24 protein-coding genes are annotated in these 24,518 nt (G+C 53.7%); 13 read left to right on the top strand and 11 right to left on the bottom strand.

Annotation, left to right across the window (positions count from 1 at the left end):
• Nucleotides 1-38: 38 nt before the first annotated feature.
• Nucleotides 39-1,502 carry an aspartate aminotransferase family protein gene (locus C5523_RS13285; protein ID WP_108701291.1) on the bottom strand — a complete coding sequence of 488 codons (1,464 nt, stop codon included), beginning with the start codon at nucleotides 1,500-1,502 and terminating at the stop codon, nucleotides 39-41.
• A gap of 17 nt (nucleotides 1,503-1,519) precedes the next feature.
• Nucleotides 1,520-2,905 carry a diaminobutyrate--2-oxoglutarate transaminase gene (locus tag C5523_RS13280; protein WP_039079003.1) on the bottom strand — a complete coding sequence of 462 codons (1,386 nt, stop codon included), beginning with the start codon at nucleotides 2,903-2,905 and terminating at the stop codon, nucleotides 1,520-1,522.
• Between the two features lie 778 nt (nucleotides 2,906-3,683).
• On the opposite strand from C5523_RS13280, the gene lysC reads away from it, so the two are divergent.
• Nucleotides 3,684-5,045 carry a lysine-sensitive aspartokinase 3 gene (gene lysC / locus C5523_RS13275; RefSeq protein WP_039079002.1) on the top strand — a complete coding sequence of 454 codons (1,362 nt, stop codon included), beginning with the start codon at nucleotides 3,684-3,686 and terminating at the stop codon, nucleotides 5,043-5,045.
• Between the two features lie 60 nt (nucleotides 5,046-5,105).
• On the opposite strand, the gene C5523_RS13270 is transcribed toward lysC, so the two are convergent.
• Nucleotides 5,106-8,033 (bottom strand): HD domain-containing phosphohydrolase, encoded by a 2,928-nt coding sequence (locus C5523_RS13270; RefSeq protein ID WP_108701290.1) that lies wholly within the window; start codon nucleotides 8,031-8,033, stop codon nucleotides 5,106-5,108.
• Between the two features lie 346 nt (nucleotides 8,034-8,379).
• Here C5523_RS13270 and C5523_RS13265 point away from each other — a divergent pair, with 346 nt between their 5' ends.
• On the top strand, nucleotides 8,380-9,657 hold the full coding sequence (locus C5523_RS13265) for a glycoside hydrolase family 10 protein (RefSeq protein ID WP_172960894.1): 1,278 nt from the start codon (nucleotides 8,380-8,382) through the stop codon (nucleotides 9,655-9,657).
• A 42-nt stretch (nucleotides 9,658-9,699) separates the two neighbouring features.
• Here C5523_RS13265 and C5523_RS13260 read toward each other — a convergent pair whose 3' ends face one another.
• A complete protein-coding gene (locus tag C5523_RS13260; protein ID WP_172960893.1) occupies nucleotides 9,700-10,443 on the bottom strand; it encodes a class I SAM-dependent methyltransferase in 744 nt (247 codons plus the stop codon).
• A gap of 171 nt (nucleotides 10,444-10,614) precedes the next feature.
• Entirely contained in the window at nucleotides 10,615-10,980 is a 366-nt protein-coding gene (locus C5523_RS13255) for a hypothetical protein (RefSeq protein WP_039078999.1), read from the bottom strand.
• Nucleotides 10,981-11,098: 118 nt separating this feature from the next.
• On the opposite strand from C5523_RS13255, the gene C5523_RS13250 reads away from it, so the two are divergent.
• Nucleotides 11,099-11,710, top strand: a complete 612-nt coding sequence (locus C5523_RS13250) for a GNAT family N-acetyltransferase (RefSeq protein WP_108701288.1) — start codon at nucleotides 11,099-11,101, stop codon at nucleotides 11,708-11,710.
• Here the strand turns inward: C5523_RS13250 and C5523_RS13245 are convergent.
• The gene (locus C5523_RS13245) at nucleotides 11,703-12,596 is read right to left on the bottom strand and encodes a LysR family transcriptional regulator (protein WP_039078997.1); all 894 of its coding nucleotides are present in this window, start codon (nucleotides 12,594-12,596) and stop codon (nucleotides 11,703-11,705) included. The genes C5523_RS13250 and C5523_RS13245 overlap by 8 nt on opposite strands.
• Nucleotides 12,597-12,738: 142 nt before the next feature.
• On the opposite strand from C5523_RS13245, the gene C5523_RS13240 reads away from it, so the two are divergent.
• From C5523_RS13240 to C5523_RS13215, 6 genes are read left to right on the top strand one after another with little or no spacing between them, the layout of a single operon-like run.
• A complete protein-coding gene (locus tag C5523_RS13240; RefSeq protein WP_108701287.1) occupies nucleotides 12,739-13,437 on the top strand; it encodes a CoA transferase subunit A in 699 nt (232 codons plus the stop codon).
• 9 nt (nucleotides 13,438-13,446) lie between these two features.
• Entirely contained in the window at nucleotides 13,447-14,103 is a 657-nt protein-coding gene (locus C5523_RS13235) for a CoA transferase subunit B (protein ID WP_107222723.1), read from the top strand.
• Nucleotides 14,104-14,114: 11 nt separating this feature from the next.
• Entirely contained in the window at nucleotides 14,115-15,296 is a 1,182-nt protein-coding gene (locus tag C5523_RS13230) for an acetyl-CoA C-acetyltransferase (protein ID WP_108701286.1), read from the top strand.
• An 11-nt stretch (nucleotides 15,297-15,307) separates the two neighbouring features.
• Nucleotides 15,308-16,225 (top strand): 3-hydroxyacyl-CoA dehydrogenase family protein, encoded by a 918-nt coding sequence (locus C5523_RS13225; protein WP_108701285.1) that lies wholly within the window; start codon nucleotides 15,308-15,310, stop codon nucleotides 16,223-16,225.
• Nucleotides 16,226-16,265: 40 nt separating this feature from the next.
• Complete coding sequence (locus C5523_RS13220) at nucleotides 16,266-17,660, top strand: GntP family permease (protein ID WP_223878787.1); 1,395 nt, start codon at nucleotides 16,266-16,268, stop codon at nucleotides 17,658-17,660.
• Between the two features lie 10 nt (nucleotides 17,661-17,670).
• Nucleotides 17,671-18,441: a 3-hydroxybutyrate dehydrogenase gene (locus tag C5523_RS13215; RefSeq protein ID WP_107222726.1), complete on the top strand. Its 771-nt coding sequence runs from the start codon at nucleotides 17,671-17,673 to the stop codon at nucleotides 18,439-18,441.
• Between the two features lie 44 nt (nucleotides 18,442-18,485).
• On the opposite strand, the gene C5523_RS13210 is transcribed toward C5523_RS13215, so the two are convergent.
• From C5523_RS13210 to C5523_RS13200, 3 genes are read right to left on the bottom strand one after another with little or no spacing between them, the layout of a single operon-like run.
• A complete protein-coding gene (locus tag C5523_RS13210) occupies nucleotides 18,486-18,905 on the bottom strand; it encodes a YeeE/YedE family protein (protein WP_108701283.1) in 420 nt (139 codons plus the stop codon).
• A 25-nt stretch (nucleotides 18,906-18,930) separates the two neighbouring features.
• Nucleotides 18,931-19,362, bottom strand: coding sequence for a YeeE/YedE family protein (locus tag C5523_RS13205; protein ID WP_108701282.1), 432 nt, complete (start codon nucleotides 19,360-19,362; stop codon nucleotides 18,931-18,933).
• Nucleotides 19,359-19,661 carry a metalloregulator ArsR/SmtB family transcription factor gene (locus C5523_RS13200; RefSeq protein WP_108701281.1) on the bottom strand — a complete coding sequence of 101 codons (303 nt, stop codon included), beginning with the start codon at nucleotides 19,659-19,661 and terminating at the stop codon, nucleotides 19,359-19,361. Before C5523_RS13200 ends, C5523_RS13205 begins: the two co-directional genes overlap by 4 nt.
• Nucleotides 19,662-19,991: 330 nt before the next feature.
• On the opposite strand from C5523_RS13200, the gene C5523_RS13195 reads away from it, so the two are divergent.
• Nucleotides 19,992-20,543, top strand: a complete 552-nt coding sequence (locus C5523_RS13195; protein ID WP_039078987.1) for a cytochrome b — start codon at nucleotides 19,992-19,994, stop codon at nucleotides 20,541-20,543.
• Nucleotides 20,544-20,597: 54 nt separating this feature from the next.
• Here C5523_RS13195 and C5523_RS13190 read toward each other — a convergent pair whose 3' ends face one another.
• The gene (locus C5523_RS13190; RefSeq protein ID WP_039078986.1) at nucleotides 20,598-21,356 is read right to left on the bottom strand and encodes a DeoR/GlpR family DNA-binding transcription regulator; all 759 of its coding nucleotides are present in this window, start codon (nucleotides 21,354-21,356) and stop codon (nucleotides 20,598-20,600) included.
• An 87-nt stretch (nucleotides 21,357-21,443) separates the two neighbouring features.
• Between C5523_RS13190 and C5523_RS13185 the strand changes: the two genes are divergently transcribed.
• Together C5523_RS13185 and C5523_RS13180 are read left to right on the top strand one after the other, a co-directional pair.
• Nucleotides 21,444-22,028 carry an NUDIX domain-containing protein gene (locus C5523_RS13185; RefSeq protein WP_172960892.1) on the top strand — a complete coding sequence of 195 codons (585 nt, stop codon included), beginning with the start codon at nucleotides 21,444-21,446 and terminating at the stop codon, nucleotides 22,026-22,028.
• Nucleotides 22,029-22,035: 7 nt separating this feature from the next.
• Nucleotides 22,036-22,398, top strand: coding sequence for an NUDIX hydrolase (locus C5523_RS13180; RefSeq protein ID WP_079497400.1), 363 nt, complete (start codon nucleotides 22,036-22,038; stop codon nucleotides 22,396-22,398).
• Between the two features lie 48 nt (nucleotides 22,399-22,446).
• On the opposite strand, the gene C5523_RS13175 is transcribed toward C5523_RS13180, so the two are convergent.
• Nucleotides 22,447-23,376, bottom strand: a complete 930-nt coding sequence (locus C5523_RS13175; protein WP_079497399.1) for a PEP phosphonomutase — start codon at nucleotides 23,374-23,376, stop codon at nucleotides 22,447-22,449.
• A 209-nt stretch (nucleotides 23,377-23,585) separates the two neighbouring features.
• On the opposite strand from C5523_RS13175, the gene C5523_RS13170 reads away from it, so the two are divergent.
• Nucleotides 23,586-24,335, top strand: a complete 750-nt coding sequence (locus tag C5523_RS13170; protein WP_039078983.1) for a GntR family transcriptional regulator — start codon at nucleotides 23,586-23,588, stop codon at nucleotides 24,333-24,335.
• The last annotated feature ends 183 nt before the right edge of the window (nucleotides 24,336-24,518 follow it).

Here is a 24,518-nt window from a genome sequence, read left to right as displayed (position 1 = left end):
CATTTCTGCTGTCGGTTTTTACAGGCTCAGGGGCTAAATCAGGCGTTCAGCAGTTGCTGACCGCACGCTTTCACGCTTTCCAGCAGCACTTTAACGTCCTGCAGGTTGACGGTCGGGTTCAGCAACGTCAGTTTCAGGCAGGTGATGCCATCTGCTTCGGTTACCCCCACGTTCGCCGCGCCAGAAGCCAGCAGCGCATCGCCGATACGCTGGTTCAACAGGGCAACAAATGCCATATCACCCTGCGCCGGACGGAAGCGGAACAGCACGCTCGCCAGTTGCGGTTTCATGACCAGTTCCAGTTGCGGCTGTTCAAGAACCCAGGCGGCCACATCCTGCGCCAGCGTTACACCGTTATCGATGATTTCGGCATATTTCTTCTGACCCAGTGCTTCAAGGCCCATCCACAATTTCAGGGCGTCAAAACGACGGGTGGTCTGTAAAGACTTCGATACCAGGTTTGGAACACCGTGCTCTTCGTCAAAGTCGGAGTTCAGGTAAGCCGCCTGGTAACGCATCAGTTGATAGTGACGGGCATCTTTGAGCAAGAATGCGCCGCAACTGATGGTCTGGAAGAACTGTTTGTGGAAGTCCAGTGTCACGGAATCCACTAACTCAAGACCGTTCAGGTAATGACGATACTTCTCGGACAGCAGCAGTGCGCCGCCCCAGGCTGCATCGACGTGAACCCAGATCCCTTCTTTTGCCGCCAGTGCTGCGATATCGGCCAGCGGATCGATAGCGCCCGCATCGGTGGTGCCGGCGGTTGCGACAATCGCCATCACCTGCTCACCGTTGGCTTTCGCCTGCGCCAGTTTCTCAGACAGATCGCTCACGTCCATGCGTGAGAATTCGTCCGTTTTCACCAGCGTGACAGAACGGTAGCCCAGCCCCATCAGCGCCATATTCTTCTGCACAGAGAAGTGCGCATTTTCAGAACAGAACACTTTGAGCTTGCTGAGATCGCCCGTTAAGCCGTTCTGCTGAACGGAGTGCCCCTGACGCGCGAAGAATGCATCACGCGCCAGCATCAGGCCCATCAGGTTACTCTGCGTCCCGCCGCTGGTGAACACACCCGCGTCGCCCGCCCCGAAACCGACCTGCTCACGCAGCCATTCAATCAGCTTCACTTCCATGATGGTGGCAGACGGGCTTTGATCCCAGGAGTCCATACTCTGGTTGGTGGCGTTAATCAGCACTTCCGCCGCCTGGCTAATCACCAGACTCGGGCAGTGCAGATGCGCCACGCACTGCGGGTGGTGCACGGACAGACTGTCTTTGAGGAAGTACTCCACGGCGCGCTCAATAGCGGCCTGGTTACCCAGGCCCTGAGAGTTGAACTCTAACTTGATGCGCTCGCGGAGCTGCTCGACGGTCTTGCCCTGATACATCTCAGGTTGCTGTAACCATTGCACAACGGCTTTCGTGCTTTGCTCAATGGCGTCCTGATAGGCAGCAATGCTCTGCTCAGAACCTGACAGAATCGGATTAATATCAGACATGCGATCGACAACTCCGATTAAACAGGCTTAACGCCAGCGTTCAGCAACGCGGTTTCAAATTTATCCAGGAAGATTTCCAGTTCTGCATTGCTGATCAGCAGCGAAGGCAGCAGACGCAGTACACAACCGTTACGGCCACCGCGCTCCAGAATCAGACCCGCTTTGAAGCACTCTTTCTGCAGCAGCGCAGACAGTTCGCCATCAGCCGGGTAGCAACCCATGTGATCCTGCGCTTCGTTCGGTTTCACGATCTCGATACCGATCATCAGACCCAGACCGCGAATGTGACCGATAACCGGGTAACGTTGCTGCAGCTCGGCCAGTTTGCCTTTCAGCCACTCGCCCTGCACAGCGACTTTATCGGCAATGCGATCGTCTTTGAGGATTTTCAGTGTGGTCAGGCCGGTAGCCATTGCCAACTGGTTGCCACGGAACGTCCCGGTGTGGTGACCCGGAGCCCATGCGTCAAACTGTTTTTTGATACCCAGTACAGCCAGCGGCAGACCGCCACCCACAGCTTTGGACATGACAATAATGTCAGGCTCAATACCCGCGTGTTCAAAGGCGAACAATTTACCGGTACGGGCAAAACCAGCCTGCACTTCGTCGATAATCAGCATAATGCCGTGTTCCTGGGTCACTTTACGGATACGCTGCAGCCACTCAGCCGGGGCCGGGTTAACACCGCCCTCGCCTTGTACGGCTTCCAGGATCACAGCAGCAGGCTTACGCACACCGCTTTCGACGTCGTTAATCAGGTTATCGAAGTAGTAGGTCAGCGCTTTGACACCGGCTTCACCACCGATACCCAGCGGGCAGCGGTACTGGTTCGGATACGGCATAAACTGGACTTCTGGCATCATACCGTTGACGGCTTCTTTCGGTGACAGGTTACCCGTCACGGAGAGCGCGCCATGGGTCATGCCATGGTAACCACCGGAGAAGCTGATCACGCCAGAACGGCCAGTGACCTTTTTCGCCAGTTTCAGTGCGGCTTCAACGGCGTCAGCGCCGGAAGGACCGGTAAATTGCAGGCAGTACTCTTTACCCTGACCCGGCAACAGCGACAGAAGATAAGATGAAAACTCATCTTTCAACGGCGTGGTCAGGTCGAGCGTATGTAACGGTAAGCCACTGGTAATGACACTTTGGATGCTCTGAAGCACTTCAGGATGGTTATGACCAAGCGCCATCGTCCCGGCACCTGCGAGGCAGTCAAGATATTGATTGCCCTCCACATCAGTGATCCAAACGCCCTGTGCTTTGGCAATCGCTAAAGGCAATTTGCGCGGATAGCTGCGGACATTGGATTCAAACTCAGCTTGTCTTGCTAAAAAGGTTTCATTGCTTTGCGGTAATGAATTAGCACTCAAAGTATCAATACGGACTTTATCCGTCATCATATCACTCCTACAACCGCGGGTATGTTTAACGCCGGGTTGAATTAATGTTTAAGGGGGGTGTAAAAAACGCGGCTAATATATGTTTTTTTAGCAACGGACTCAATATTTTATTTTCCACACCCGTTTAAGCTTTTTTTATTTGAAATCAATGAGAAACAACGCAACTGGCTTTAATGCAGGCATCATAATTTGTAACTAATTCTGTTACTTAGTGAGTAATGCCTGTTTTATGTACAACATCATGATAACAACGCCGCCTTAACCTATATTATGGTTATTTATTCTAGGTTTTCTGTCATTTAAAGTTAATGATGATGGAAGCAGTTGAGTGCATTATTATTTTTTTTACTTCTTTGCCATAAAGCGTAAGGAAATTATCGATCCGGCGGGTTAAATCACTTACTATGCCCGCGATAAAAATCCCGCACGTCGCGATAGCGGGTAAAAGCGACGATTTCGTTTGTTAAAACTAACGAGAAAACGTGACGTTTTCTCGCAAGCTTACCCTGCGCGACAAAGAAGAAACGCGTATTGCAAAAGGAATTAATAATTTAAGTCATAAATAAGTAACACCCCGGTAACGCGTTACAGGCAAACATGTTATCGACAACGGGAGCAACATCCTGGGTTGTAACCAGAAATGTTCGCGGGCGGACATTTCGTAAGGCGTAAGCCGCTGACGTAACGGGTATCTCCCCTTCACGCAGCCCGCTTCCCTTATGCCGAGAATGAAAATTTTCATGCCATTCCTTATATGGCGCCCTGATATGAGATTGTTATGACTCGCATTTATCCACAAATCGTTGTTGCGAAATTTGGCGGCACCAGTGTTGCTGATTTTGACGCGATGAACCGTAGTGCCTCCATCGTCCTTGCCGATCAAGATGTTCGTCTGGTTGTATTGTCCGCCTCTGCTGGCGTCACCAATCTGTTAGTGGAGCTTTCCGCTGGCCTGGAGAGTGGTGAACGCACGGACAAAATCGAAACGCTACGCGCCATCCAGTACAACATAATTTCCCGCCTGAGCCAGCCAACCGCTATCAGTCAGGAAATCGATCATCTGCTCGAAAACATCAGCCGTCTTGCCGAAGAAGCTGCCAGCGTCAGTTCAACGGCGTTGAACGACGCGTTAGTCAGCCACGGCGAGCTGATGTCCAGCCTGCTGTTTGTTGAAGTGTTGCGCGAACGCGGCGTTGAAACACAGTGGTTCGATGCCCGCAAAGTGATTCGCACAAATGACTGTTTCGGCTGTGCAGAACCGGTGCCTGGGGCAATCGCAGAACTGGCGGAAAAACAGCTACGCCCGCGTCTTGAACAGGCGCTGGTGATCACTCAGGGCTTTATTGGCAGTGATGCGAAGGGGCATACGACAACGCTGGGTCGCGGCGGTAGCGATTACAGCGCGTCACTGTTTGGCGAGGCATTACACGCCGCACGTGTGGATATCTGGACCGATGTTGCCGGGATTTACACCACCGATCCCCGCATTGTTCCCCAGGCGCAGCGCATGGATAACGTCTCATTTTCTGAGGCCAGCGAAATGGCGGCCTATGGCGCCAAAGTGCTGCATCCGGCCACTATGCTGCCTGCGATGCGCAAAAATATACCGGTCTTTGTGGGCTCCAGTAAAAACCCGTCGGCGGGCGGCACGCTGGTGTGTTGCCATGCGGATAACCCACCCCGCTACCGGGCGCTGGCCGTGCGTCGTAAACAGACGCTGCTGAAATTGCACAGTCTGAATACCCAACCGGCCTGCGTTTTTTTAGCTGAGATGTTTGCGGTGCTGTCGCGACATAATACGGTGATTGATTTGGTCACCACCTCAGAAACCAGCATTGCGCTGATCCTCAACGCATCGGGCGCGACCTCCGGTGATGCAGATTCATTGACCACCTCGTTGTTGACCGAACTCTCGTCCCGCTGTCGCGTTGAGCTGGAAACCGGTCTGGACCTGGTGACGCTCATCGGTAACGACCTGACTCAGGCGTCAGGTGTCTGCAAAGATGTGTTCACTGAGCTGGAAAAACATCATGTGCGGATGATTTGCCACGGTGCGTCCGACCATACGCTCTGTTTCCTGCTGCCGGCCGCCTCCTCAGACAGCGCGGTAAAAGCGCTTCATCGCAGTTTATTTGAATAAGACTGCGCAACCCGAAGCGAGCGGATGCCCTGCTCGCTTCGGCTCAGCGACCTACGGTATTTAAGCCGGGCTGGTTTCTGGCGTTACCCCTTCAATGTGCTGCGGCTTAATTTTTGCCACCAGCGCCGAAACATTCACGTTGTCCGTTTTCTCGGGATCCAGATAGGTTTGTGCATAATCAAGCCAGACGCCCGATTGCAGGAAGAGGATAAACAGCTCCCGGTCCAGGTGATGTTCATTGACCATACTGACCATGATACCCAGCGCTTCAGAGAGCAATTTCCCCGGTTTGTACGGTCGGTCAATGGCCGTTAATGCTTCGAAAACATCGGCAATCGCCAGCATTTTGACCTGCATACTCATCTGCGAATCATTAAGTTGATATGGATAGCCTTTGCCGTCTACCCGTTCATGATGTCCACCCGCAATCGTCGGCACATTGGCCATTGTGCGTGGGAATGGCAGATTATCCAGCATGATAATGGTCTGCATAATGTGTTCGTTGATTTTGTAGCGCTCTTCCTCATTCAACGTGCCACGCCGGATACGCAAGTTATAAATTTCGCCATAGTTATACTGGTGCAGCGGTTTTTTCAGTTTGAAGTGATATCTGTCAGCCTCTTTACTGACATCGGTGCGGTAGACGATGTGCTCTTCTTTATCTGCGAGCATCGGCTCCTGTACGGGTAACGTCGCGGCGGGCTGACGTTGTTTACGCATCAACTCCTCTTGTGAAATGCCTACCGTATCGTCGAGTGTGCGCGTCCAGCGGTAGTTGGCAATCTTATTAATACGTGCCAGTGCATCATCAGAGAGAAACTCGCTACCAATATTACAGCGGGCAATAAAGTAGAAATCGTCGTCAAGCTGGCGCAGTGTCGCGTCCAGCGCCTGCGCATCAGTGCCCTTCCCGTGATGGCGCAAGAACTCAATTTCTTTTTCCCGTTTAAGCAGTTCAAAGCGCATGCGGATTTCATGGATCCGGTTGTAGATCTGCTCAAGCTTGGTGGCTTTATCCACGACAACTTCCGGGGTGGTGATCTTCCCGCAATCATGCAGCCAGCAGGCGGTATGTAATTCGTCCCACTCATTTGCGGAAAGCGTAAAGCTGGCGAAAGGCCCGTCTTGTGCTTCTACGGCGGCTTTTGCCAGCATTTTTGTGATAACCGGGACGCGCTGGCAATGACCACCGGTATAGGGGCTTTTCTCATCAATCGCCCCGGCGATCAGTTTAATGAAGGCATTGAGCAGTTTCTTCTGTTCTGCCAAAAGATGTTGCGCTTCGATCGCCACCGAAAGCATACCGACCAGCGAATTAATCAACTGAATTTTTGCATTTTCCTGTTTATCGCTCAGCACATCGGTATTAAAAAGCAGCAGGAAACCCATGGGGTGATTATCGTGGGTTTGCATCGGTACGGCGACGTAACGCACCGGGAGATGCGGTAAAAGAAATGCCAGCAGTGACGGGGGGATATTTTCACGGGTCAACATGCCGCTTACCGTCTGCCCCTGTAGTAATTGCCAGAACCTGGCGTAGTGTTCATGGTCAACGGCGAGCGGTTGAATGTCCGAGAAATCGATGTTTTCCTCACGCCAACGAAATGCGGCGGGCGTGAATACATTCGCATCCTGATTGGAAAGAAAAACCATTCCGCCGGTCATGTCAGCGATTTCCGTCGTTTCGGTCAGGAGTCCCTGCATCTGCTGGGTAAAATTATTCTTAACGGTCAGCATACTGCCCATCGAAATAAATTTGATCAGCGTCTGTTTCATTTTTGCCATCGCAGTATGCAAGTCATCTATCTCTTCGATGATCGAGCGGCGACCAGGACGCTCTTCGGCCTCAAAATTTAACTGGCTTATCTCCTCCGCATCTTCACGCAGTCTGAGTAACGGATGAGAGATTTTGCGCGAGAAATACCAGATAACCGGCAGGCTGAGGAGGAGTAACAGGAAAGCGATCAACGTAGAACGATCGCTGATTGCACTGGCATCGGCCGTCAAAAAAGCCGCCGGGGTGGCAATCACCAGTCGGTAGTCATTTCCCGAACTGTGAATGTTAACCACTGAGCCATACCAGTCTTCGTTTCCAACAGTGAAAATACGACTGTGCCTGGCATCTTCATGTGCCAGTAATGATTGTAATACCGGCAAATTATCCATTTTCATACCGCCGTTATTACCACCCTCACCTGTTGGCAGGCTGGCAATAATCTCACCGGACTCTGACAAGATGGCGGCCTGGCTGCCAGGCGGTAGCCCTTGTTGTTGCAAAAAGGCGGATAGTAAAGCGAGAGATACATCGAGACCAATCACCGCACGCTGATTATCAGCCCGCTGACTGTAGGTAAAACCGGTTTCGCCTGTGGCTTTAAAAATATAATTGGGTGAGGTAATCAGTCCTTTTTCGTCGTGGGCGAGCGTATACCATTTCCGGGTGCGGGGATCGTAATTATCATAGGGCACAGTGGCCGATGAAATAATGTTTTGCGCACTGTCTAAATAAAACGCTTTTTTCTCGGGAGGATTTGCCTCAAATCGGTAATTTTGTACCAGCCATTGGGCATTAACCGGGCTTTTAAATAACGCCCGATTTTGGTTCGTTAACCGACGAAGAATAAAAAAGTCTCCGTTGTCCCAGGCGCTGTAGACGGAGCTGGCGTAATCATTCTGTTGCAGGATCGTGATGAAGCTACTCAACTGCGCCATGCGCTGTGGTTCTGTCATGGCATCAGCGACAGGCATCTTCGCCAGCATATTGACCGAACTCGCCATTGTGCGTGTCAGCGAATTCAGTTCCGCCGCCATCGCTTTACCCGTTTGTTGGTAGCGTTGATGTGTGCTGACTTCCGCAAGCTTTGTCAGCCGGCTATGGTTGAAAAGAATGATAATGCTGCCAATTGAAACAATGAGTAGTGTAAAAAGAACGGTTATCTGGATGTGCAACGGATATCGGTTTTTTAGTTTTCTTATTCGCGTTTTCATTGGCGCTTTTCCTTGGGCTTTTCCAGGAAAGATACGAATACATTTCTAAGCATAACCGAAGCCGTTAAAAGCGACAGGCGGCCCAAAAAAAGACTATTTTTCTGCGTATTAAGGCAGAATTTGCCCGATCCTGTCATGCATTAAGCCCTGCAAGTTGTCGTTACCACTGGCAGAGCAACATTGGTCGGCCGCTCTGCGCGTGTGCGCAATACGCTTTAACGCATTGACTTACCCCGTAATAAGCCGAAAATGTGCCTCCAGGCGACAACCTGAAATACTGGAGTATCCCATTAACCGCTCACGTCGTTTGTTTCCATTAACGAAAATCAAAAAAGCCAGTGTGTTTATGGCAACGGCGCTGTTACTCGCCAGTTGTGCCTCTAAGCTACCCGTCTCGCTCGTTACCCCGCTTCCGCCGGTCGCTAAACATCCCATCGCGGATAAAACCTCGCAAAACAACGAGCCGGTGCGTGGGATCTGGCTGGCAACGGTTTCCCGTCTTGACTGGCCGCCGCTTGCCTCGGTGAATGGCGTAGGCAGTGCGCAAAGCCGTATTGATCAGCAGCAGCAAGCCATGCGGGTAAAACTGGATAAGCTCAAAAGCCTTGGCATCAATACCGTCTTTTTCCAGGTAAAACCGGATGGCACGGCGCTGTGGCCGTCAAAAATTCTGCCCTGGTCCGATACCCTCACGGGGAAAATAGGTCAGGATCCGGGCTACGATCCGCTGCAATTTATGCTCGATGAAGCACACAAGCGCGGTATGCGGGTACACGCCTGGTTTAACCCTTACCGTGTATCCACCAATATTAAACCCTCTACGGTGGCCGCGCTGAATTCAACCCTGCCGCTGCATCCCTCCAGCGTCTTTGTCCTGCATCGCGACTGGGTGCGTACGGCGGGTGACCGCTTTGTTCTGGATCCTGGTATTCCGGATGCGCGGGACTGGATAACCAGCATCGTGGCGGAGGTTGTCAGCCGTTATCCGGTCGATGGCGTGCAGTTCGATGACTACTTCTATACCGAGACGGCGGGTTCTGCGCTTAATGACGGCGAGACGTTCAGAAAATATGGTCAGGGATTTGCGTCGAAGGCCGACTGGCGACGGCATAATACGCAGCAGTTGATTGAACAGGTTTCGCGTACCATCAAACAGATTAACCCGGATGTTGAGTTTGGCGTCAGCCCTGCCGGGGTATGGCGTAACCGCTCTTTCGACCCGGCAGGTTCCGATACGCGAGGCGCCGCTGCCTATGATGAGTCTTTCGCTGATACCCGCCGCTGGGTACAGCAAGGATTACTGGACTACATCGCCCCGCAGTTGTACTGGCCGTTTGCCCGTGACGCGGCGCGTTATGATGTGCTGGCGAAATGGTGGGCGGACGTTGTAAAACCGACGAAAACCCGCCTGTATATTGGCGTTGCGCTGTATAAGGTGGGCGAACCGTCGAAGAATGAGCCAGACTGGACGGTCAATGGCGGCGTGCCGGAACTGAAAAAACAGCTCGATTTGAATGAGTCGACGCCGCAAATAAAAGGCACGATTCTGTTCCGCGAGGATTATCTGAACCAGCCGCAAACCCAGCAGGCGGTCAATTATCTGAAACGTCGCTGGGGTAATTAATCACATTCTGGCGGGTGCCATTACTGCACACCCGCCAGGATATTAATTGCCGATCCCTGCCGGATGATATCCCATATGAAAGCTGTCGCTGAAATGTATCACCTCCAGCCCGACTTTCCTGAATAAGATTTCCAGTGATTGCTTGGTGTGAATGGTGATATGTCCATTTCGTGGCGCAATATACCAGTGGTTCATTCCCTCACGGGTGGTTGAGTCATTGACCAGTGTGGAGAAAAATATCGCCCCTTCGTTTTCTTTCAAATAATCGCAGGCAGCCATAAGCGTCTCAACGGGCGTGGGCGTATGTTCAAACACCTCAAAACAAACAATCAGTTCAAATTTACCTGTCGGGAGATGGTTATTAAGGTGGAACGGATCCCAGCCAACAGCATCCACACCCTCTGCACATAACAATTGCGCAAGCTGCCCATCGCCACCGCCGTAATCCAGAACACGCCACTCTTTAATCGCTTCAAAATTGGACATAATTAATTCGAGATTACTTTTCGAGCGGGCACCTGTAAAATCTGGATCATGCAGCACATATTCATCGTTATAGATATGCGTTTTAAAATCATCAAATGTCCAGTCATCAAAAGCATGGGTATAAATTAATCCGCAGTTTTCGCAGCGATGGTAATAAATTGGCACGCCGGTGAGCGGAAGTACGGCATGATCAGGTAATGTGCTCAAACAAGAGGTGTTAAAATCAAGCACACCGTGCAATTGAGCGTTTCCGTCACATATCTTACATTTCGAACGTTGTTGCAGCCCTTTAATAATCATACACCCTCGCGATAACCAGCTCATTGCCTTCGGATTAGCGTTCAACGATACCAACCCTGACGACAACTCATGTAGAGAAAACCCCCCCTTTTCATAGCTAATTTGCACCATCAGCGAGCATATTTGTTTCTGTCGCTTCAAAACCCCGTATGTCGCGCCAGCGATGTCACATCACATCAGGTGCCTTAGCATTTTGATATTCTTATCGTTCGGTTCCTGATGCAGCTCAACGCAATATTTTTCGCCGTAGACTTCGAGTAATTTTTGTACCGTGCCGCGACTGTTTCTGCTATCCATCCACAGCTCTTCTCTTGCCTTATCGCCAATTTTAACCATCTCGTTGTGGCTTAGTGCAGGCGGGGTTGTGCCGAAAAACAGCATACTGTTCTTTTTATAATTATCCTGTGCATGTTCATTACCTAATTCATCAACGGCTAAACCACACTTTAATAATTTTTTAACTTTCGTTTCTTGGGTGTCACAACCTTGCAAAAGGAGAAGACTAAAAGCAATTATTACTGCTCTTGTGAGTTTCATTCCTGACCTTAACTAAAATAAAAAGCCGCGATTTCATGCAATTATATTAAAATCCGTATGAAAGATGTAGTCTGTCTTGAAATAACTGAGAGCACGCACCTGCAATTAAGGAAAATAAATGAGCACTGCAAGCACCTCCATCGCATTAGGCTATTCTGATGTCCCGCCGGGACATGTGGCATCGGTCGTCACCTGTCTCGAAATGCGTTCCAAACCGCAGCAGGAAACCTTACCCTTGCCCGAGGGCATCACCCTGGCGCCGCTGGTTAACGTGGATTTGATCGCCTACCGCGCGCTGTTTCGCAAGATTGGCGCTAAATGGCTGTGGTTTTCCCGTCTCTATATGGCCGATGACAAACTGACCGCTATCCTGAACGACCCGAACGTTGAAGCCTGGGTTATTCGCGATGGCGCAGAGGATATCGGTATGCTTGAGCTGGATTTTAGTGAACCCGGCCAGTGTGAACTGGTGTTTTTGGGGCTGGTAGAGGGCACAACCGGCAAAGGGCTGGGCCGTGCCATTATGAGCAGAGCGACAGAACGCGCCTTTGCGAAACCCATCGAACGTTTCTGGGTACACACCTGTACCTTTGACCACCCGTCGGCGCTCAATTTTTATATCCGCTCAGGCTTTGTCCCCTACGCTTTTCAGGTTGAAGTACAGGCCGACCCGCGCCTGACAGGCCATCTACCTGCCGACGCCGCACCGCACATTCCGCTGATCAGATGACGTTGTAAGCGGCGCGAAGCGTATTAAGCAGCGCCTGCGCCGCCGTGGAAAGCTGCGCATGGTCGAGGCGAAGAATCCCCACGCGCCGTTCGATCACCGGGTTTATCAAGGGTACGCACACCGCCCCCAGTTCGATCATCTGTTTTTCGCACAACGCAGGCACCGCGCTTGCGCCAAGACCACTAGCCACCATACGACCGACCGTCACCAGTTGATGACTTTCAAAAGCCACTTCCAGCTTATGCCCACTGCGGGCCAGTCTCTCTTCAAGCATGATGCGTACCGCTGAAGGCCGTTGTAGCGTAATAAAATCGAGCTTGAGCAGTTCACGCCAGCTAACCTGCTCCTTTTGTGCCAGCGGACAGTCGCGCGGCACCACGGCCAGAAAGCGATCCATGGCCAGCGGCGTAAAGTGCAGGCTGGACGCGGGCTCCGGTTCAAAGGCGATCCCCATCTCCACCCGCCCGTCGCTTATCATCTCGATAACCTGTTCGTTAATGACATCGTGCACCGTCACGTTAATGCCCGCATAGCGATCGCGAAACGCCTTAAGCACAGGGGGGAGCGCATTGGCAGCGAAAGATGGCATTGCGGCAACCGACACCTTGCCTCTCTGTAACGTAAAACGCTGACGCAGCGCCTCTTCGGCGTTATCGCAATCGGCTATAAGCTGGCGCGCCATCGGGAAAAGCGCCTCGCCTTCCGGCGTAAGGGTGACCCGCCGCGTGGTCCGCGTCAGCAATGCGCCCCCCAGAACCTCTTCCAGCCCGCGAATCGCCAGACTCAGGGCCGGTTGCGACATATTCAGCTTTTCGCTCGCATGGGCGAAGTTAAGAGTGTGAGCTACCGCTAAAAACGCGCGTAACTGTTTGATGGTCATTCTCATTTATCATTTCATTAACTTATTGAAAAGGATTAATTAACAAAAGATTAATAAGAAAAGCAAATCAATCCGTCACAAAATCAAAATTAACAAATCATTTTTCGCCCCGGATGATGCCGCAAAAGGACAACACAGGGGCAAGCGAATGGCTGGACTGGATAAACGCGTCGCAAGTTATCAAGAGGCGCTCGAGGGGCTTAGCAACAACATGACGGTACTGGCAGGCGGCTTTGGCCTGTGCGGTATTCCGGAAAATCTCATCGCCGAAATCCGCCGCCGCGATGTACACGGCCTGACGGTGGTTTCCAATAACTGCGGTGTCGATGGCTTCGGCCTTGGCGTCCTGCTGGAAAGCCGCCAGGTCCGTAAAGTCATCGCCTCTTACGTTGGCGAAAACGCCCTTTTTGAAGAGCTGGTGATCAAAGAGGAGCTTGAAGTGGAGCTGACGCCGCAGGGCAGCCTGGCCGAGAAGATCCGCGCCGGCGGTGCCGGTATTCCGGCCTTTTTCACCGCCACCGGTTATGGCACCCCTGTCGCTGAGGGCAAGGAGGTGCGTGAATTCGCCGGTCGCCCGTACATTCTGGAAGGGGCCATTACCGGTGATTTCGCCATCGTTAAAGGCTGGAAGGCCGACTGGTACGGCAATGTCATCTATCGCCACACGGCGCAAAATTTCAACCCGCTGATGGCCACCGCCGGAAAAATAACCGTAGTGGAGGTGGAAGAGATTGTGCCGCCAGGAGAACTCGACCCCGCCGCCATTCACACCCCCGGAATCTATGTGGATCGTCTGATTCAGGGCCGATTCGAAAAACGTATTGAACAGCGCACGCTGCGCGCATAAGGAGCCGATATGTTGACACGTGAACAGATGGCGCAGCGCGTGGCGCGCGAACTGCGTGATGGCTACTACGTCAATCTGGGTATTGGTATCCCAACACTGGTAGCGAACTTCGTCCCGCCTGGCGTTGATGTGATGCTGCAATCCGAAAACGGCTTGCTCGGTATGGGGGCGTTTCCCACCGAAGCTGAGTTAGATGCCGACATGATCAATGCCGGAAAGCAGACGGTGACCGCCAGACCCGGCGCGGCCATTTTCGACTCGGCGCAGTCCTTCGCCATGATCCGTGGCGGCCATGTGGATTTAACCGTTCTTGGCGCTTTTGAAGTGGATATCGACGGCAATATCGCCTCGTGGATGATCCCCGGCAAAATGGTGAAAGGTATGGGCGGCGCGATGGATCTGGTGGCGGGCGCGGAAAACATTATCGTGGTGATGACCCATGCCTCAAAAAGTGGTGAGTCCAAACTGTTGGATCACTGCACCCTTCCGCTGACCGGGGCGAACTGCATTCGCCGCGTTCTCACTGACCTGGCCTATCTGGAAATTGAAAATGGGGCGTTCGTGCTTAAAGAGCGCGCGCCGGGCGTCAGCGTGGACGAGATCGTCAGCAAAACTGCCGGGCGCCTCATCGTGCCTGATGTAGTCCCCGAGATGCGTTTTCAATGAGGAGCGAACAGATGCAGGACGTGGTAATTGTCGCAGCAACCCGCACACCCACCGGTAATTTTCATGGCGCGCTGGCCCCACTCCCGGCGGTTGAACTTGGCGTCGTCGTGGTGAAAGCGTTGCTGGAAAAAAGCGGAATTCGTCCCGATCAGGTAGACGAGGTCATTTTTGGCCAGGTGTTAAGTGCGGGCTGCGGGCAAAACCCGGCGCGGCAGACGGCGCTGCATGCAGGGATCCCGGTGACCACACCTGCGGTGACCATCAACCAGGTTTGCGGCTCCGGGCTCAAAGCGGTGTTGCAGGCGGTGCAGGCGATCCGCAGCGGCGATGCGCACATTGTGATCGCTGGCGGTCAGGAAAGTATGAGTAACGCGCCCTATCTGCTGGACGGCGCGCGCGCCGGGTTACGCCTTGGTCACAGCAATATGCTTGATAGCGTGATTCACGACGGTTTGTGGGATGCGTTCAACGACTATCACATGGGCATTACGGCGGAAAACCTCGCAGAAAAATACGCGATTGACCGTGCGCGTCAGGATGCCTTTGCCCTTACCTCACAGCAAAAAGCGGTCGCTGCCCGTGAGGCCGGGCGATTCAGCGCGGAAATCACACCCGTTAGCGTTCCGCGCGGCAAAAAAGAGCCGCTTGTGGTCAGCCAGGATGAGCCGCCGCGCCCGGAAACCTCGCTGGAATTATTAAACCGTCTGCGCCCGGCATTTCGTCCGGATGGCGGAACGGTGACGGCGGGCAACGCGTCATCACTCAACGACGGTGCCGCGGCAGTGCTGGTGATGAGTGCGGAGAAAGCCCGCGAGCTTAACCTTACCCCAATGGCCCACATTGCCGGCTATGCGGTGGCGGGTGTTGATCCGGCGGTAATGGGGCTTGGCCCGGTTCCGGCAACGCGTGCGGCCCTGAAACGCGCAGGCTGGGATATCAACGACCTTGATCTGATAGAAGCTAACGAAGCTTTTGCCGTCCAGGCGCTGGCCGTCGGCGACGAACTGGGCTGGAACAGCGAGCGCGTCAATGTGAATGGCGGCGCGATCGCCCTCGGTCATCCGATTGGCGCGTCGGGCTGTCGCATTCTGGTCACGCTCCTGCATGAAATGCAGCGCCGTGATGCACATAAAGGGCTGGCGACGCTTTGCGTCGGCGGCGGTCAGGGCGTCGCGCTGGCGGTGGCCCGATGAAGGAGAACAGCATGCAGCAGACCGTGGTCATCGGCGCAGGCCTGATGGGGATCGGCATTGCCACCCACTTCGCCCGCTTTCATCAGGACGTTCTGATCTACGATACCGACCCGGCTCGTCTGGCAGAAGTGGCAGGCGCCGCGAGCGCCATCCTCAGCGAACTGCGGGACGCCGGGCAATTCAGCGACGCAGACAAACCGGCGACGCTGGCGCGGCTTCACGTGACAACGTCACTTGACCATCTTGCGGGTGCCCGCCTGCTTATCGAGGCAATTCCTGAACGCCTGGAACTTAAACACGCGCTTTATGCCGAGCTGGAAAAACGCATTGCCTCCGATGCGATCATTGCCAGTAATACCAGCGGCCTGCCACCGGATGCGCTGGCGGCAAAACTGGCGCATCCCTCGCGTCTGCTGATCGCCCATTTCTGGAACCCGCCCCACTTTATTCCGCTGGTCGAAGTGGTTCCCGGCAGCCAGACCGACCCGCAGTACGTTGAGACGGTGTATCAGCTTTTACGCCGCCTTGAACTGGAGGCGGTAAAGCTTGACCGCGCCGCTCCCGGTTTTATCGGTAACCGCCTGCAGTTTGCCCTGCTGCGGGAAGCCTTACACATCGTCCATAGCGGCATTGCCAGCGCCGGGGTGGTGGATCAGGTGATGCGTGCGTCGCTTGGTCGGCGCTATGCCATGGTGGGCCCACTGGAAGCGGCGGATATGACCGGCCTTAACACCGTACTGGACATCTATAGCCACCTGCTACCAGAGCTTGCTCAGGGAGATGCGATGCTCGAACTGATCAAGGAAAAAACGCAACGCGGCGATACCGGCGAGCGTAGCGGAGACGGATTTTATCACTGGGATGAGGCGCGACGCGTACGCATCCAACAACGACGCGCCTGGCAACTGCGCCATGCCCTAAAGCCTTAATGACCGGTTCTGTCCCCTACAAAAACAAGATTCAGGAGTCATGATGAGCGTAATAATTGCCCTGGCTGCACTGGCCTTGCTGATGGTCGCGGCTTATCGCGGCTACAGCGTCATTTTGTTCGCCCCGATTGCCGCGTTAGGCGCCGTGCTTCTGACCGACCCCGGCGCGGTTGGCCCGGCCTTTACCGGTCTGTTTATGGAGAAGATGGTCGGGTTCGTTAAACTCTACTTCCCGGTCTTTTTACTCGGCGCGGTGTTTGGCAAGCTGATCGAGCTTTCGGGTTTTTCCCGTTCGATTGTCGCCGCAGCAATTCAGTTATTAGGCCGTCGCCACGCTATCCCGGTGATTGTGCTGGTGTGTGCGCTCCTGACCTATGGCGGGGTCTCCCTGTTTGTGGTGGCGTTTGCGGTTTATCCATTTGCGGCTGAACTGTTCCGCCAGAGCGGTATTCCGAAACGGCTTATCCCCGCCACCATCGCACTCGGCGCATTCAGCTTCACGATGGATGCCCTGCCCGGTACGCCGCAGATTCAGAACATCATCCCAACCAGTTTCTTCGGCACCAACGCATGGGCAGCCCCATGGCTTGGTTTGATCGGCTCGCTATTTATTATTGTGGTCGGCCTTTTTTATCTCGAACGTCAGCGGCGCAAAGCGCAGGCCAATAATGAAGGTTACGGCACCGACTTACAAAATGAGCCGGAAACGCCGGATAACATCAACCTGCCTAACCCGATTATCGCCATTGCGCCGTTGATTCTGGTCGGCGTTTTCAATTTGCTGTTTACCCGCTGGATCCCGGTCTGGTATGGCGCCACACATGAACTGACGCTCCCCGGTCTGGCGAAACCTATTGTCACCGAGGTGGGTAAAATTAACGCCATCTGGGCGGTGGAAGCGGCCCTGTGCGCAGGCATTTTAATGGTGGTGATCTGCGGCTTTCGCAATATTCGCGGACGGCTGGCAGAAGGCAGCAAAACGGCCGTGGGTGGCGCCATTCTGGCGGCAATGAACACCGCATCTGAATATGGATTTGGCGCAGTCATCGCCGCTCTGCCAGGCTTTCTGGTGTTGTCCAAAGGACTGGCGGCGATCCCCAATCCGCTGTTGAACGAAGCCATCAGCGTTACGGTGCTGGCCGGGATCACCGGCTCCGCGTCCGGGGGGATGAGTATCGCGCTGGCGGCCATGGCCGATACGTTCGTTGCCGCCGCTCATGCGGCCCACATTCCACTGGAGGTGTTGCACCGCGTGGCATCAATGGCCAGCGGCGGTATGGATACCCTTCCGCATAATGGCGCGGTTATCACCCTGCTCGCCATTACGGGTTTATCACACCGACAGGCGTATGGCGGCATTTTCGCCATCACCCTGATTAAAAGTCTGGCGGTCCTGTTTGTGATCGGCGTGTTCTACACGACCGGTATTGTTTAAGGAGAACAAGATGCATCTGAACGGTAAAGTCGCGCTGGTAACGGGCTCCACCAGCGGCATTGGTTTGGGGATCGCCTGCGCGCTGGCAGAAGCGGGCGCAGAGCTGATACTCAACGGTTTTGGCGAGGTAGATCGCGCCAAAGAGAAAGTCGCTCGCTATGGGGCAAGGCCCGGTTATCACGACGCGGATCTTAGCGACCCGGCGCAAATTGAAGCCATGATGCAGTATGCGGAAAGGGAGTATGGCGGCGTGGATATTCTGGTCAATAACGCCGGGATCCAGCATGTCGCTCCTGTCGAACAGTTCCCGGTCGAAAAGTGGAACGCTATCCTGGCGATCAATCTGTCGTCGGTCTTTCACACCAGCCGCCTGGCGCTACCTGGAATGAAAGAGCGCAACTGGGGGCGCATTATCAATATTGCTTCGGTGCATGGCCTGGTGGCCTCGAAAGAGAAATCCGCCTATGTTGCCGCCAAGCACGCGGTAGTCGGCCTGACGAAAGTGATCGCCCTGGAAAACGCCCAGACCAACATCACCTGTAATGCCCTGTGCCCCGGCTGGGTGTTGACACCACTCGTACAACAGCAGATTGACCAGCGCATTGCCTCCGGGATCGCCCCCGACGTGGCTCGCGACTCACTGCTTGGGGAAAAACAGCCCTCCGGTGAGTTTGTCACCCCGGAACAACTGGGCGCGCTGGCCCTCTTTTTATGCAGTGACGCCGCGTCACAGGTTCGCGGCGCGGCATGGAATATGGACGGCGGTTGGGTCGCTCAGTGATCGGAAAAGGCTCGTCCCCGCTGATGCGCGGGACGAATCTGTGACTAACGGTGTCGGTACCCTTCAATCCCCTGAAAAAGCAGCATCCCGGCAAGCATGGCCAGCACGAAAATTAGCCCCTGAGTGAAACCGGCCCCCAGCAGCACCAGCCCGGGGCCGGGGCAGATACCCGCCAGCCCCCAGCCAGTGCCAAATAACAGCGACCCACCCACCAGACGTTTATCAATGTGACTGGAGGTGGGTAGATGCATCTTATCGCCACAGAGTGGCCGTTTGCGTCTGGCCGCCGCGCGAAAGGTAAAGAAGGCAACGCTAATGGCCCCACCCATCACAAAGGCCAGCGAGGGATCCCACACGCGGGTGATATCCAGAAAACCAATGACTTTTGCCGGATTGGCCATACCGCCGACAATCAGCCCGATACCAAACAGCAGACCCGACAATAAGGCAAAAACTTTGTTCATCAGAGCACTCCTTTTACTTTTACGCTCAGCCACGCCAGAAACCGACCAGCCACACGGTAATAAACGCGGCGGCCATAAAGGTCAGCGTGGCGACCAGTGAACGCACCGACAGACGCGACAGGCCGCACACACCGTGGCCGCTGGTACAGCCGGAACCGTAACGTGTTCCCACCCCGACAAGAAGACCGGCCACGACCAGCATCGGCCAGGGCGCCGTGATGCTAACCGCTGGCAGCGGCGCCACCAGACGCCAGAGCACCGGGGAAAGCACCATGCCGAGCAGAAACGCTATTCGCCAGCCCTTGTCGTTATTTGCCCGCGACAGCACGCCGCCGAGGATGCCGCTGATCCCGGCGACCCGTCCGCAAAACAGAATCAGCATTGATGCCGCCGCACCAATCACCCCCCCACCGATGGCGCTTTCCAGCGGCGTGAAATGTGTCCAGTCAATCATCATTCCCCCTCCTCGTTTTCCGGTGTCGGGCAATAGAGTGTGTAAAGGGTGTTGAGCAATGTCAGCACATCCGGTGCCGCGACCCGGTAGAAGATCTGCTTTCCTTCGCGCCGGGTTTCTACCAGTTGCTGGCGACGCAGCACCCCCAGTTGTTGTGAGAGTGTCGGCTGCGTAATGCTCAGCGCCTGTTCTATCTCGCCCACGGACGCTTCGCCCTGGCTGAGATGGCACAGCAACAGCAGGCGGTCTTCATTGGCCATCGATTTCAGTACCCCTGCCGCTTTGGCGGCAGCGGCGTACATGTGTTGTTTATCGGGTGTCTTCACGGGTGACTTACCTTTATCTACAACCGCATACAATATACTTTTTAATATATTATTAAATTATATATTGTTCAATGGCATTTTGTGCCAGCAGAAACACCCTCACTGCTGCCTCAACAACCCATGAAATACACAATTCTCCCCATTGTCGGGCTTTGTTACAGATAAAGCAGCAGGGCTAAAATTGAATAAACCGAATTAAAAACAGAAAGATAAGAAAGAAATGTCTGTTATGAGACGGTGCCATTAATGTCGGCTTAAGGTTGTTTATTTATATCTGGTTCACCGTTATCTATGAGGGACATTCCGGTGAAAAATACATTTGCTCGCAGCCAGCGCATCATGCACTGGCTGGTGTTATTGATGATTGTTATCGCCTACGCGGCAATGGAGTTAAAAGGCTTTACCACTAAGGGCAGCGCGCCGCGCGCGTTGCTGGTTCTCACCCATTACACGGCGGGGGTAAGCGTGCTGATATTAATGGTGGTGCGTGTTGGTCTGAAACTCACCCATCATGATCCGGACATTATTCCGCAGCCGCCGCGCTGGCAGACCATCTCCGCCAAAGCCGTACACGGTTTGCTTTATCTGATGTTTTTAAGTTTGCCGCTGCTCGGTGTGCTTTCACTCTATGTCGGGCAGGTGGAGTGGTCATTTTTGGGCCTGCAAATGCCCATCGCCGCGGCGAAAAACCCGGAGCTTCAGCACAGCCTGAAATCGGTCCATGAATTGATCGCCAACGCCGGTTATTTCCTGGTGGGCCTGCATGCCGCCGCCGCGCTGTTCCATCACTATATTGTTCGCGATAATACCCTTGAGAGGATGCTGCCTTTTATGCACCCACGCGCTAACCGAAAATAGTATCGGCTAACAGGGCTCATCACTTTCTGTCGCAGAAGGGTGATGAACCCTGTTTCAGTCTGCCTTCACCACCACGACACCGGCCTTTTCAAGCGCGGCGATTAGCCCGGCATCGGCCTCTTCTTCCACCACCATCGTATTCACCATCGCTAACTCACCGATGACATAAGAAGAGGCCGCATTTATTTTTTCTGCGGATGCCAGCACGATGGTCTCTGCCGCACGGCGGGAGAATGCCCGTTTGACGCTGGCTTCTTCGTAATCGCCGGTGGTCAGCCCCGCCTCGGCATGTATTCCCGTTACCCCCATAAAAAACAGATCCGCATGGATGGCGGAAATCCCTTCGATAGCGGCAGTTCCGGTAGTGACAACCGAGTGTTTAAAGAGCTTTCCGCCAATCAGAATGACATCGATGCACGGATGTTCCACCAGCGCGAGGGCAATGCTCGGGCTATGGGTTACGACGGTGATGTGCAAATCCGGCGGCAAGAAGGTGATCAGCTCCGCCGTCGTCGTCCCGCCATCAATAATCACTACCTGGCCTGGCAGGATAAGTTCAGCCCCCTTCTGCGCCACCCGCTTTTTCGAATCCAGGCGCAGGGATTTGCGCTCGGCGAAGGTGGCTGTCGCTCCCGATGCGGGGAGCGCCCCGCCGTGGACGCGCTGTAATTCCCCCTCTGCCGCCAGTTCACGCAGGTCACGGCGAATGGTGTCTTCCGATACCGCAAATTGCGTGCTGAGTGCTTTCGACAGCACCTGTCCTTCACGGGCGAGTTGTTCGAGGATAAGACGCTTGCGTTGGCTGGTAAGCATAAGGCTATTCCTGTTTTTGCACGATTGATCTTGATCATGCACGAAATTGCTGTTTATGATGCCTACTCTACGTATGGAGGTGGTATTGTGCAATCAAAACGTGCAGAAGTACGCATTGAGGACAGCAAAATCCTGTCCGACGACTGGTATACGCTCACCAAATATACCTTTGACCTGCGCCGCCGCGACGGAGAGTGGCAACGACAAAATCGTGAAGTGTATGACCGCGGCAACGGCGCAACGATCCTGCTGTATAACCGCCAGAAACGGACGGTTATCCTGACCCGTCAGTTTCGTTTTCCGGTCTTTATCAACGGACATGACGGTTACCTGATTGAAGCCGCCGCTGGCCTGCTCGATAACATGGATCCGGAAAACCGCATTAAAGCAGAGGCCGAAGAAGAGACCGGCTATCGCGTGGCGAATGTACAAAAGGTCTTCGAAGCCTTTATGAGCCCCGGTTCTGTCACTGAAAAACTGTTCTTTTACACCGCGGAATACCAATCGGGCGACAAGATAAGCCAGGGCGGGGGTATTGAAGCCGAAGGCGAAGACATTGAAGTCATGGAAATGACACTGGATGACGCCCTTGCGGCCATTGACAGCGGCCTTATCTGCGACGGTAAGACCATCATGCTGCTCTATCATGTCGCGTTAAAAAAAATACTGTGAGGGCATCATGAACCGACAAATCATTCTTATCGCTGGCCCTTATCGCAGTGGGACACAGGGCAAGGCTGACTTAATCGCGCAGAACCTTGCCAGACTTGAAGAGGCCGCGCTGGCGGTCTGGCAACGCGGCCATATTCCGGTGATTGGTGAATGGCTGGCCTTGCCACTGGCAAAAGCCGCGGGTTCCACATCGCACGGTGATGAAATCTGCGAGGCGATGCTCTATCCGGTCGCGCATCGGTTGATAACCCGCTGTGACGCACTGTATCGCATTGCCGGAGAATCCCGCGGGGCGGATATGGATATCGAGGTCGCCAGACAACACGGCCTGACAATTTACCCGTCGCTGGAGAGCATTCCTGCCGTTTAATCGACAAAACTGCTATCCGCCTCAGCGCGGATAGCGGCTCATGCGCTTTTAGCGATTTACCGAACGTGCAATACGCGTATACGTATGTCTGACACCGCGAATGGCCACGCTATAGGCCAGAATATTTTCCGGCAGCGCCATCCCCATATAGCCCGTATCGCCAATATGATGCAGATCGGCCCCCGCCATTTTACTCATCAAGGCAATCTGGCGAATGGTGTTGATATCGGCCCCTTCCTGTGACGTTCCGATAGCCGTCATCGCCAGGACGCCTTTAGCATGTGCGCAGTCAATAAGCGCGGCGACCTTTTCCTGACTCATGCCTGGCACAGTACCGGGGGCCGGGATCAACACAATATCCGCGCCTTGCTCAGCAAACCAGCTTACATCGTCTTCGTTAATAATGGCGCTTCCACTTTCCCGTACCACACCGGCACCATGCATTTTACCGGTAATCAACACTGCACTGTCGCCAATCGTATCGCGTATTTCTTTAAGCGCCAGCCCAAGCGCCTTATTGCTCACGCCATTATTGGGGTTCCCGGTAAGTACAAGGATTTTAGCCCCCATCTCCACCAGCTTACGCGCATTATCCGCCGTCGCCGCGCGTCCCGGATTCATTTTCCAGATGTCATCATGATTGCGGGCAAAGTTGGGGTCGACCGCCTCCAGATTTACGCCAATGATTCGCCCGGTCAGATGCGCTAAACGATGTAACACCTCTTCCGGTTGGGTATCCGCAGGCATGCCCTGAATCTGTGGATGTTCGCTATCAAACATATTGATAAGCAGAATATCCGCCCCCTGTGACGCCGCAAGCTCTGCATTGGTCACGTTGTTAAGCAGCGGCTGCGTGATCGCGATCGTTTCACTGATCAACACGCGCCCTTCACTGGCACGAATCGCATACAGCAACGCCGCTTTGTCCATCTGTACCAGGTCAGAAGCACTGCAGTCCAGTAAACGTTTGGTTGTCATATCTCCACCTTTTGTTTGTGTACCATTTATGTACCACTTAATCACCTTAAATAAATCATGCGTTCAAAAACCAGTCTGAAATGTCTATTTCGCGATCAATTTCACGTTTTTATCGGCATTGATTACACGTAACCACGATGACAAGTGGCGCAATATGATTAAGGATTGGTACACTAAAGATTGATGCAGAAATTCATTCTGGAGATGCAATGCCCATTGTCTTTTCCCTCAATCCATCAGACGGCTTGCCGCTGTATATTCAATTGATCAATGTCATCAAAACAGCCATTGCAAAAGGAGAACTACAACCGGGTGATGGCATACCTTCGGAACGTGAGCTCGGGGAAACGCTGGCGATAGCACGGGGTACGGTACGAAAGGCATTCCAGCAGTTGTTTGATGAGGGGATCCTTATTCGCCAGCAAGGTGCAGGCACTTTTGTCGCCCCCCACCTGCGCCAGTCACTCCCCTTGTTGGAAAGCTTTAGCGAGATGGTCGATGCCAGCGGAGGTCAGGCACAAAGCGAGTTGGTTGGCTATCAGCGTCGGGTTGCTTCATCGCTGGAGCGTCAGATCCTGCAAGTAAGCCCAGGGCAGAACGAGGTGGTTGAGCTGACCCGAGTACGCAAAATCAATGGCATTGCCATCTCCGTGCAAACGGCGCTGTTACCTGCCCAGTTGCTGGAAAAAATAACCGATCTGCCTGAATCGCTTTATCGCTACCTGGAACAAAAAGGTATGCCGGTACTTCGCGCGAATCAGCGTTTTGCCGCCGTCGCGGCTGATGACAGGCTGGCACATTATCTTGGCGTTCAACAAAAAACCCCCCTTTTATTGATCACCCGTACAGGTTACAGCCATAACGATATTCCCGTGGAACATACCTGTACCTGGTGCCTTAGCGATTACCACGACTTCACCCTCGAACTCCGCAGGGCAAATTACAATGAAACCGCATGATTTTGCGCGATAAAAAATCGCCTTAACCGGTTAATTCCGGCACATGACGAACGCCCTGGCGTATCGCTTAAACAATGAGACACGCTCGCCCATCACCCGCCAGAATTGCTCCCATTCTGCACATTTCATGAGTGACACTGTCACATCACTTTTCCCATTATCGTCTATGATCACCTTCGTATG

Origin of the sequence: Phytobacter sp. SCO41 (assembly GCF_003073275.1) — a bacterium.
Taxonomy (GTDB): Bacteria; Pseudomonadota; Gammaproteobacteria; order Enterobacterales; family Enterobacteriaceae; genus Phytobacter; species Phytobacter diazotrophicus.
The sequence above is the reverse complement of the archived record's forward strand: the minus strand, read 5'-3'. Positions and strand labels throughout refer to the sequence as shown.

What these genes read in the sequence shown, in the direction of transcription:
- C5523_RS13285 (WP_108701291.1), bottom strand. Translation starts at nt 1,502, where the DNA reads ATGTCTGATATTAATCCGATTCTGTCAGGTTCTGAGCAGAGCATTGCT.
- C5523_RS13280 (WP_039079003.1), bottom strand. Translation starts at nt 2,905, where the DNA reads ATGATGACGGATAAAGTCCGTATTGATACTTTGAGTGCTAATTCATTA.
- lysC (WP_039079002.1), top strand. Translation starts at nt 3,684, where the DNA reads ATGACTCGCATTTATCCACAAATCGTTGTTGCGAAATTTGGCGGCACC.
- C5523_RS13270 (WP_108701290.1), bottom strand. Translation starts at nt 8,033, where the DNA reads ATGAAAACGCGAATAAGAAAACTAAAAAACCGATATCCGTTGCACATC.
- C5523_RS13265 (WP_172960894.1), top strand. Translation starts at nt 8,380, where the DNA reads ATGGCAACGGCGCTGTTACTCGCCAGTTGTGCCTCTAAGCTACCCGTC.
- C5523_RS13260 (WP_172960893.1), bottom strand. Translation starts at nt 10,443, where the DNA reads ATGATTATTAAAGGGCTGCAACAACGTTCGAAATGTAAGATATGTGAC.
- C5523_RS13255 (WP_039078999.1), bottom strand. Translation starts at nt 10,980, where the DNA reads ATGAAACTCACAAGAGCAGTAATAATTGCTTTTAGTCTTCTCCTTTTG.
- C5523_RS13250 (WP_108701288.1), top strand. Translation starts at nt 11,099, where the DNA reads ATGAGCACTGCAAGCACCTCCATCGCATTAGGCTATTCTGATGTCCCG.
- C5523_RS13245 (WP_039078997.1), bottom strand. Translation starts at nt 12,596, where the DNA reads ATGAGAATGACCATCAAACAGTTACGCGCGTTTTTAGCGGTAGCTCAC.
- C5523_RS13240 (WP_108701287.1), top strand. Translation starts at nt 12,739, where the DNA reads ATGGCTGGACTGGATAAACGCGTCGCAAGTTATCAAGAGGCGCTCGAG.
- C5523_RS13235 (WP_107222723.1), top strand. Translation starts at nt 13,447, where the DNA reads ATGTTGACACGTGAACAGATGGCGCAGCGCGTGGCGCGCGAACTGCGT.
- C5523_RS13230 (WP_108701286.1), top strand. Translation starts at nt 14,115, where the DNA reads ATGCAGGACGTGGTAATTGTCGCAGCAACCCGCACACCCACCGGTAAT.
- C5523_RS13225 (WP_108701285.1), top strand. Translation starts at nt 15,308, where the DNA reads ATGCAGCAGACCGTGGTCATCGGCGCAGGCCTGATGGGGATCGGCATT.
- C5523_RS13220 (WP_223878787.1), top strand. Translation starts at nt 16,266, where the DNA reads ATGATGAGCGTAATAATTGCCCTGGCTGCACTGGCCTTGCTGATGGTC.
- C5523_RS13215 (WP_107222726.1), top strand. Translation starts at nt 17,671, where the DNA reads ATGCATCTGAACGGTAAAGTCGCGCTGGTAACGGGCTCCACCAGCGGC.
- C5523_RS13210 (WP_108701283.1), bottom strand. Translation starts at nt 18,905, where the DNA reads ATGAACAAAGTTTTTGCCTTATTGTCGGGTCTGCTGTTTGGTATCGGG.
- C5523_RS13205 (WP_108701282.1), bottom strand. Translation starts at nt 19,362, where the DNA reads ATGATGATTGACTGGACACATTTCACGCCGCTGGAAAGCGCCATCGGT.
- C5523_RS13200 (WP_108701281.1), bottom strand. Translation starts at nt 19,661, where the DNA reads ATGTACGCCGCTGCCGCCAAAGCGGCAGGGGTACTGAAATCGATGGCC.
- C5523_RS13190 (WP_039078986.1), bottom strand. Translation starts at nt 21,356, where the DNA reads ATGCTTACCAGCCAACGCAAGCGTCTTATCCTCGAACAACTCGCCCGT.
- C5523_RS13180 (WP_079497400.1), top strand. Translation starts at nt 22,036, where the DNA reads ATGAACCGACAAATCATTCTTATCGCTGGCCCTTATCGCAGTGGGACA.
- C5523_RS13175 (WP_079497399.1), bottom strand. Translation starts at nt 23,376, where the DNA reads ATGACAACCAAACGTTTACTGGACTGCAGTGCTTCTGACCTGGTACAG.
- C5523_RS13170 (WP_039078983.1), top strand. Translation starts at nt 23,586, where the DNA reads ATGCCCATTGTCTTTTCCCTCAATCCATCAGACGGCTTGCCGCTGTAT.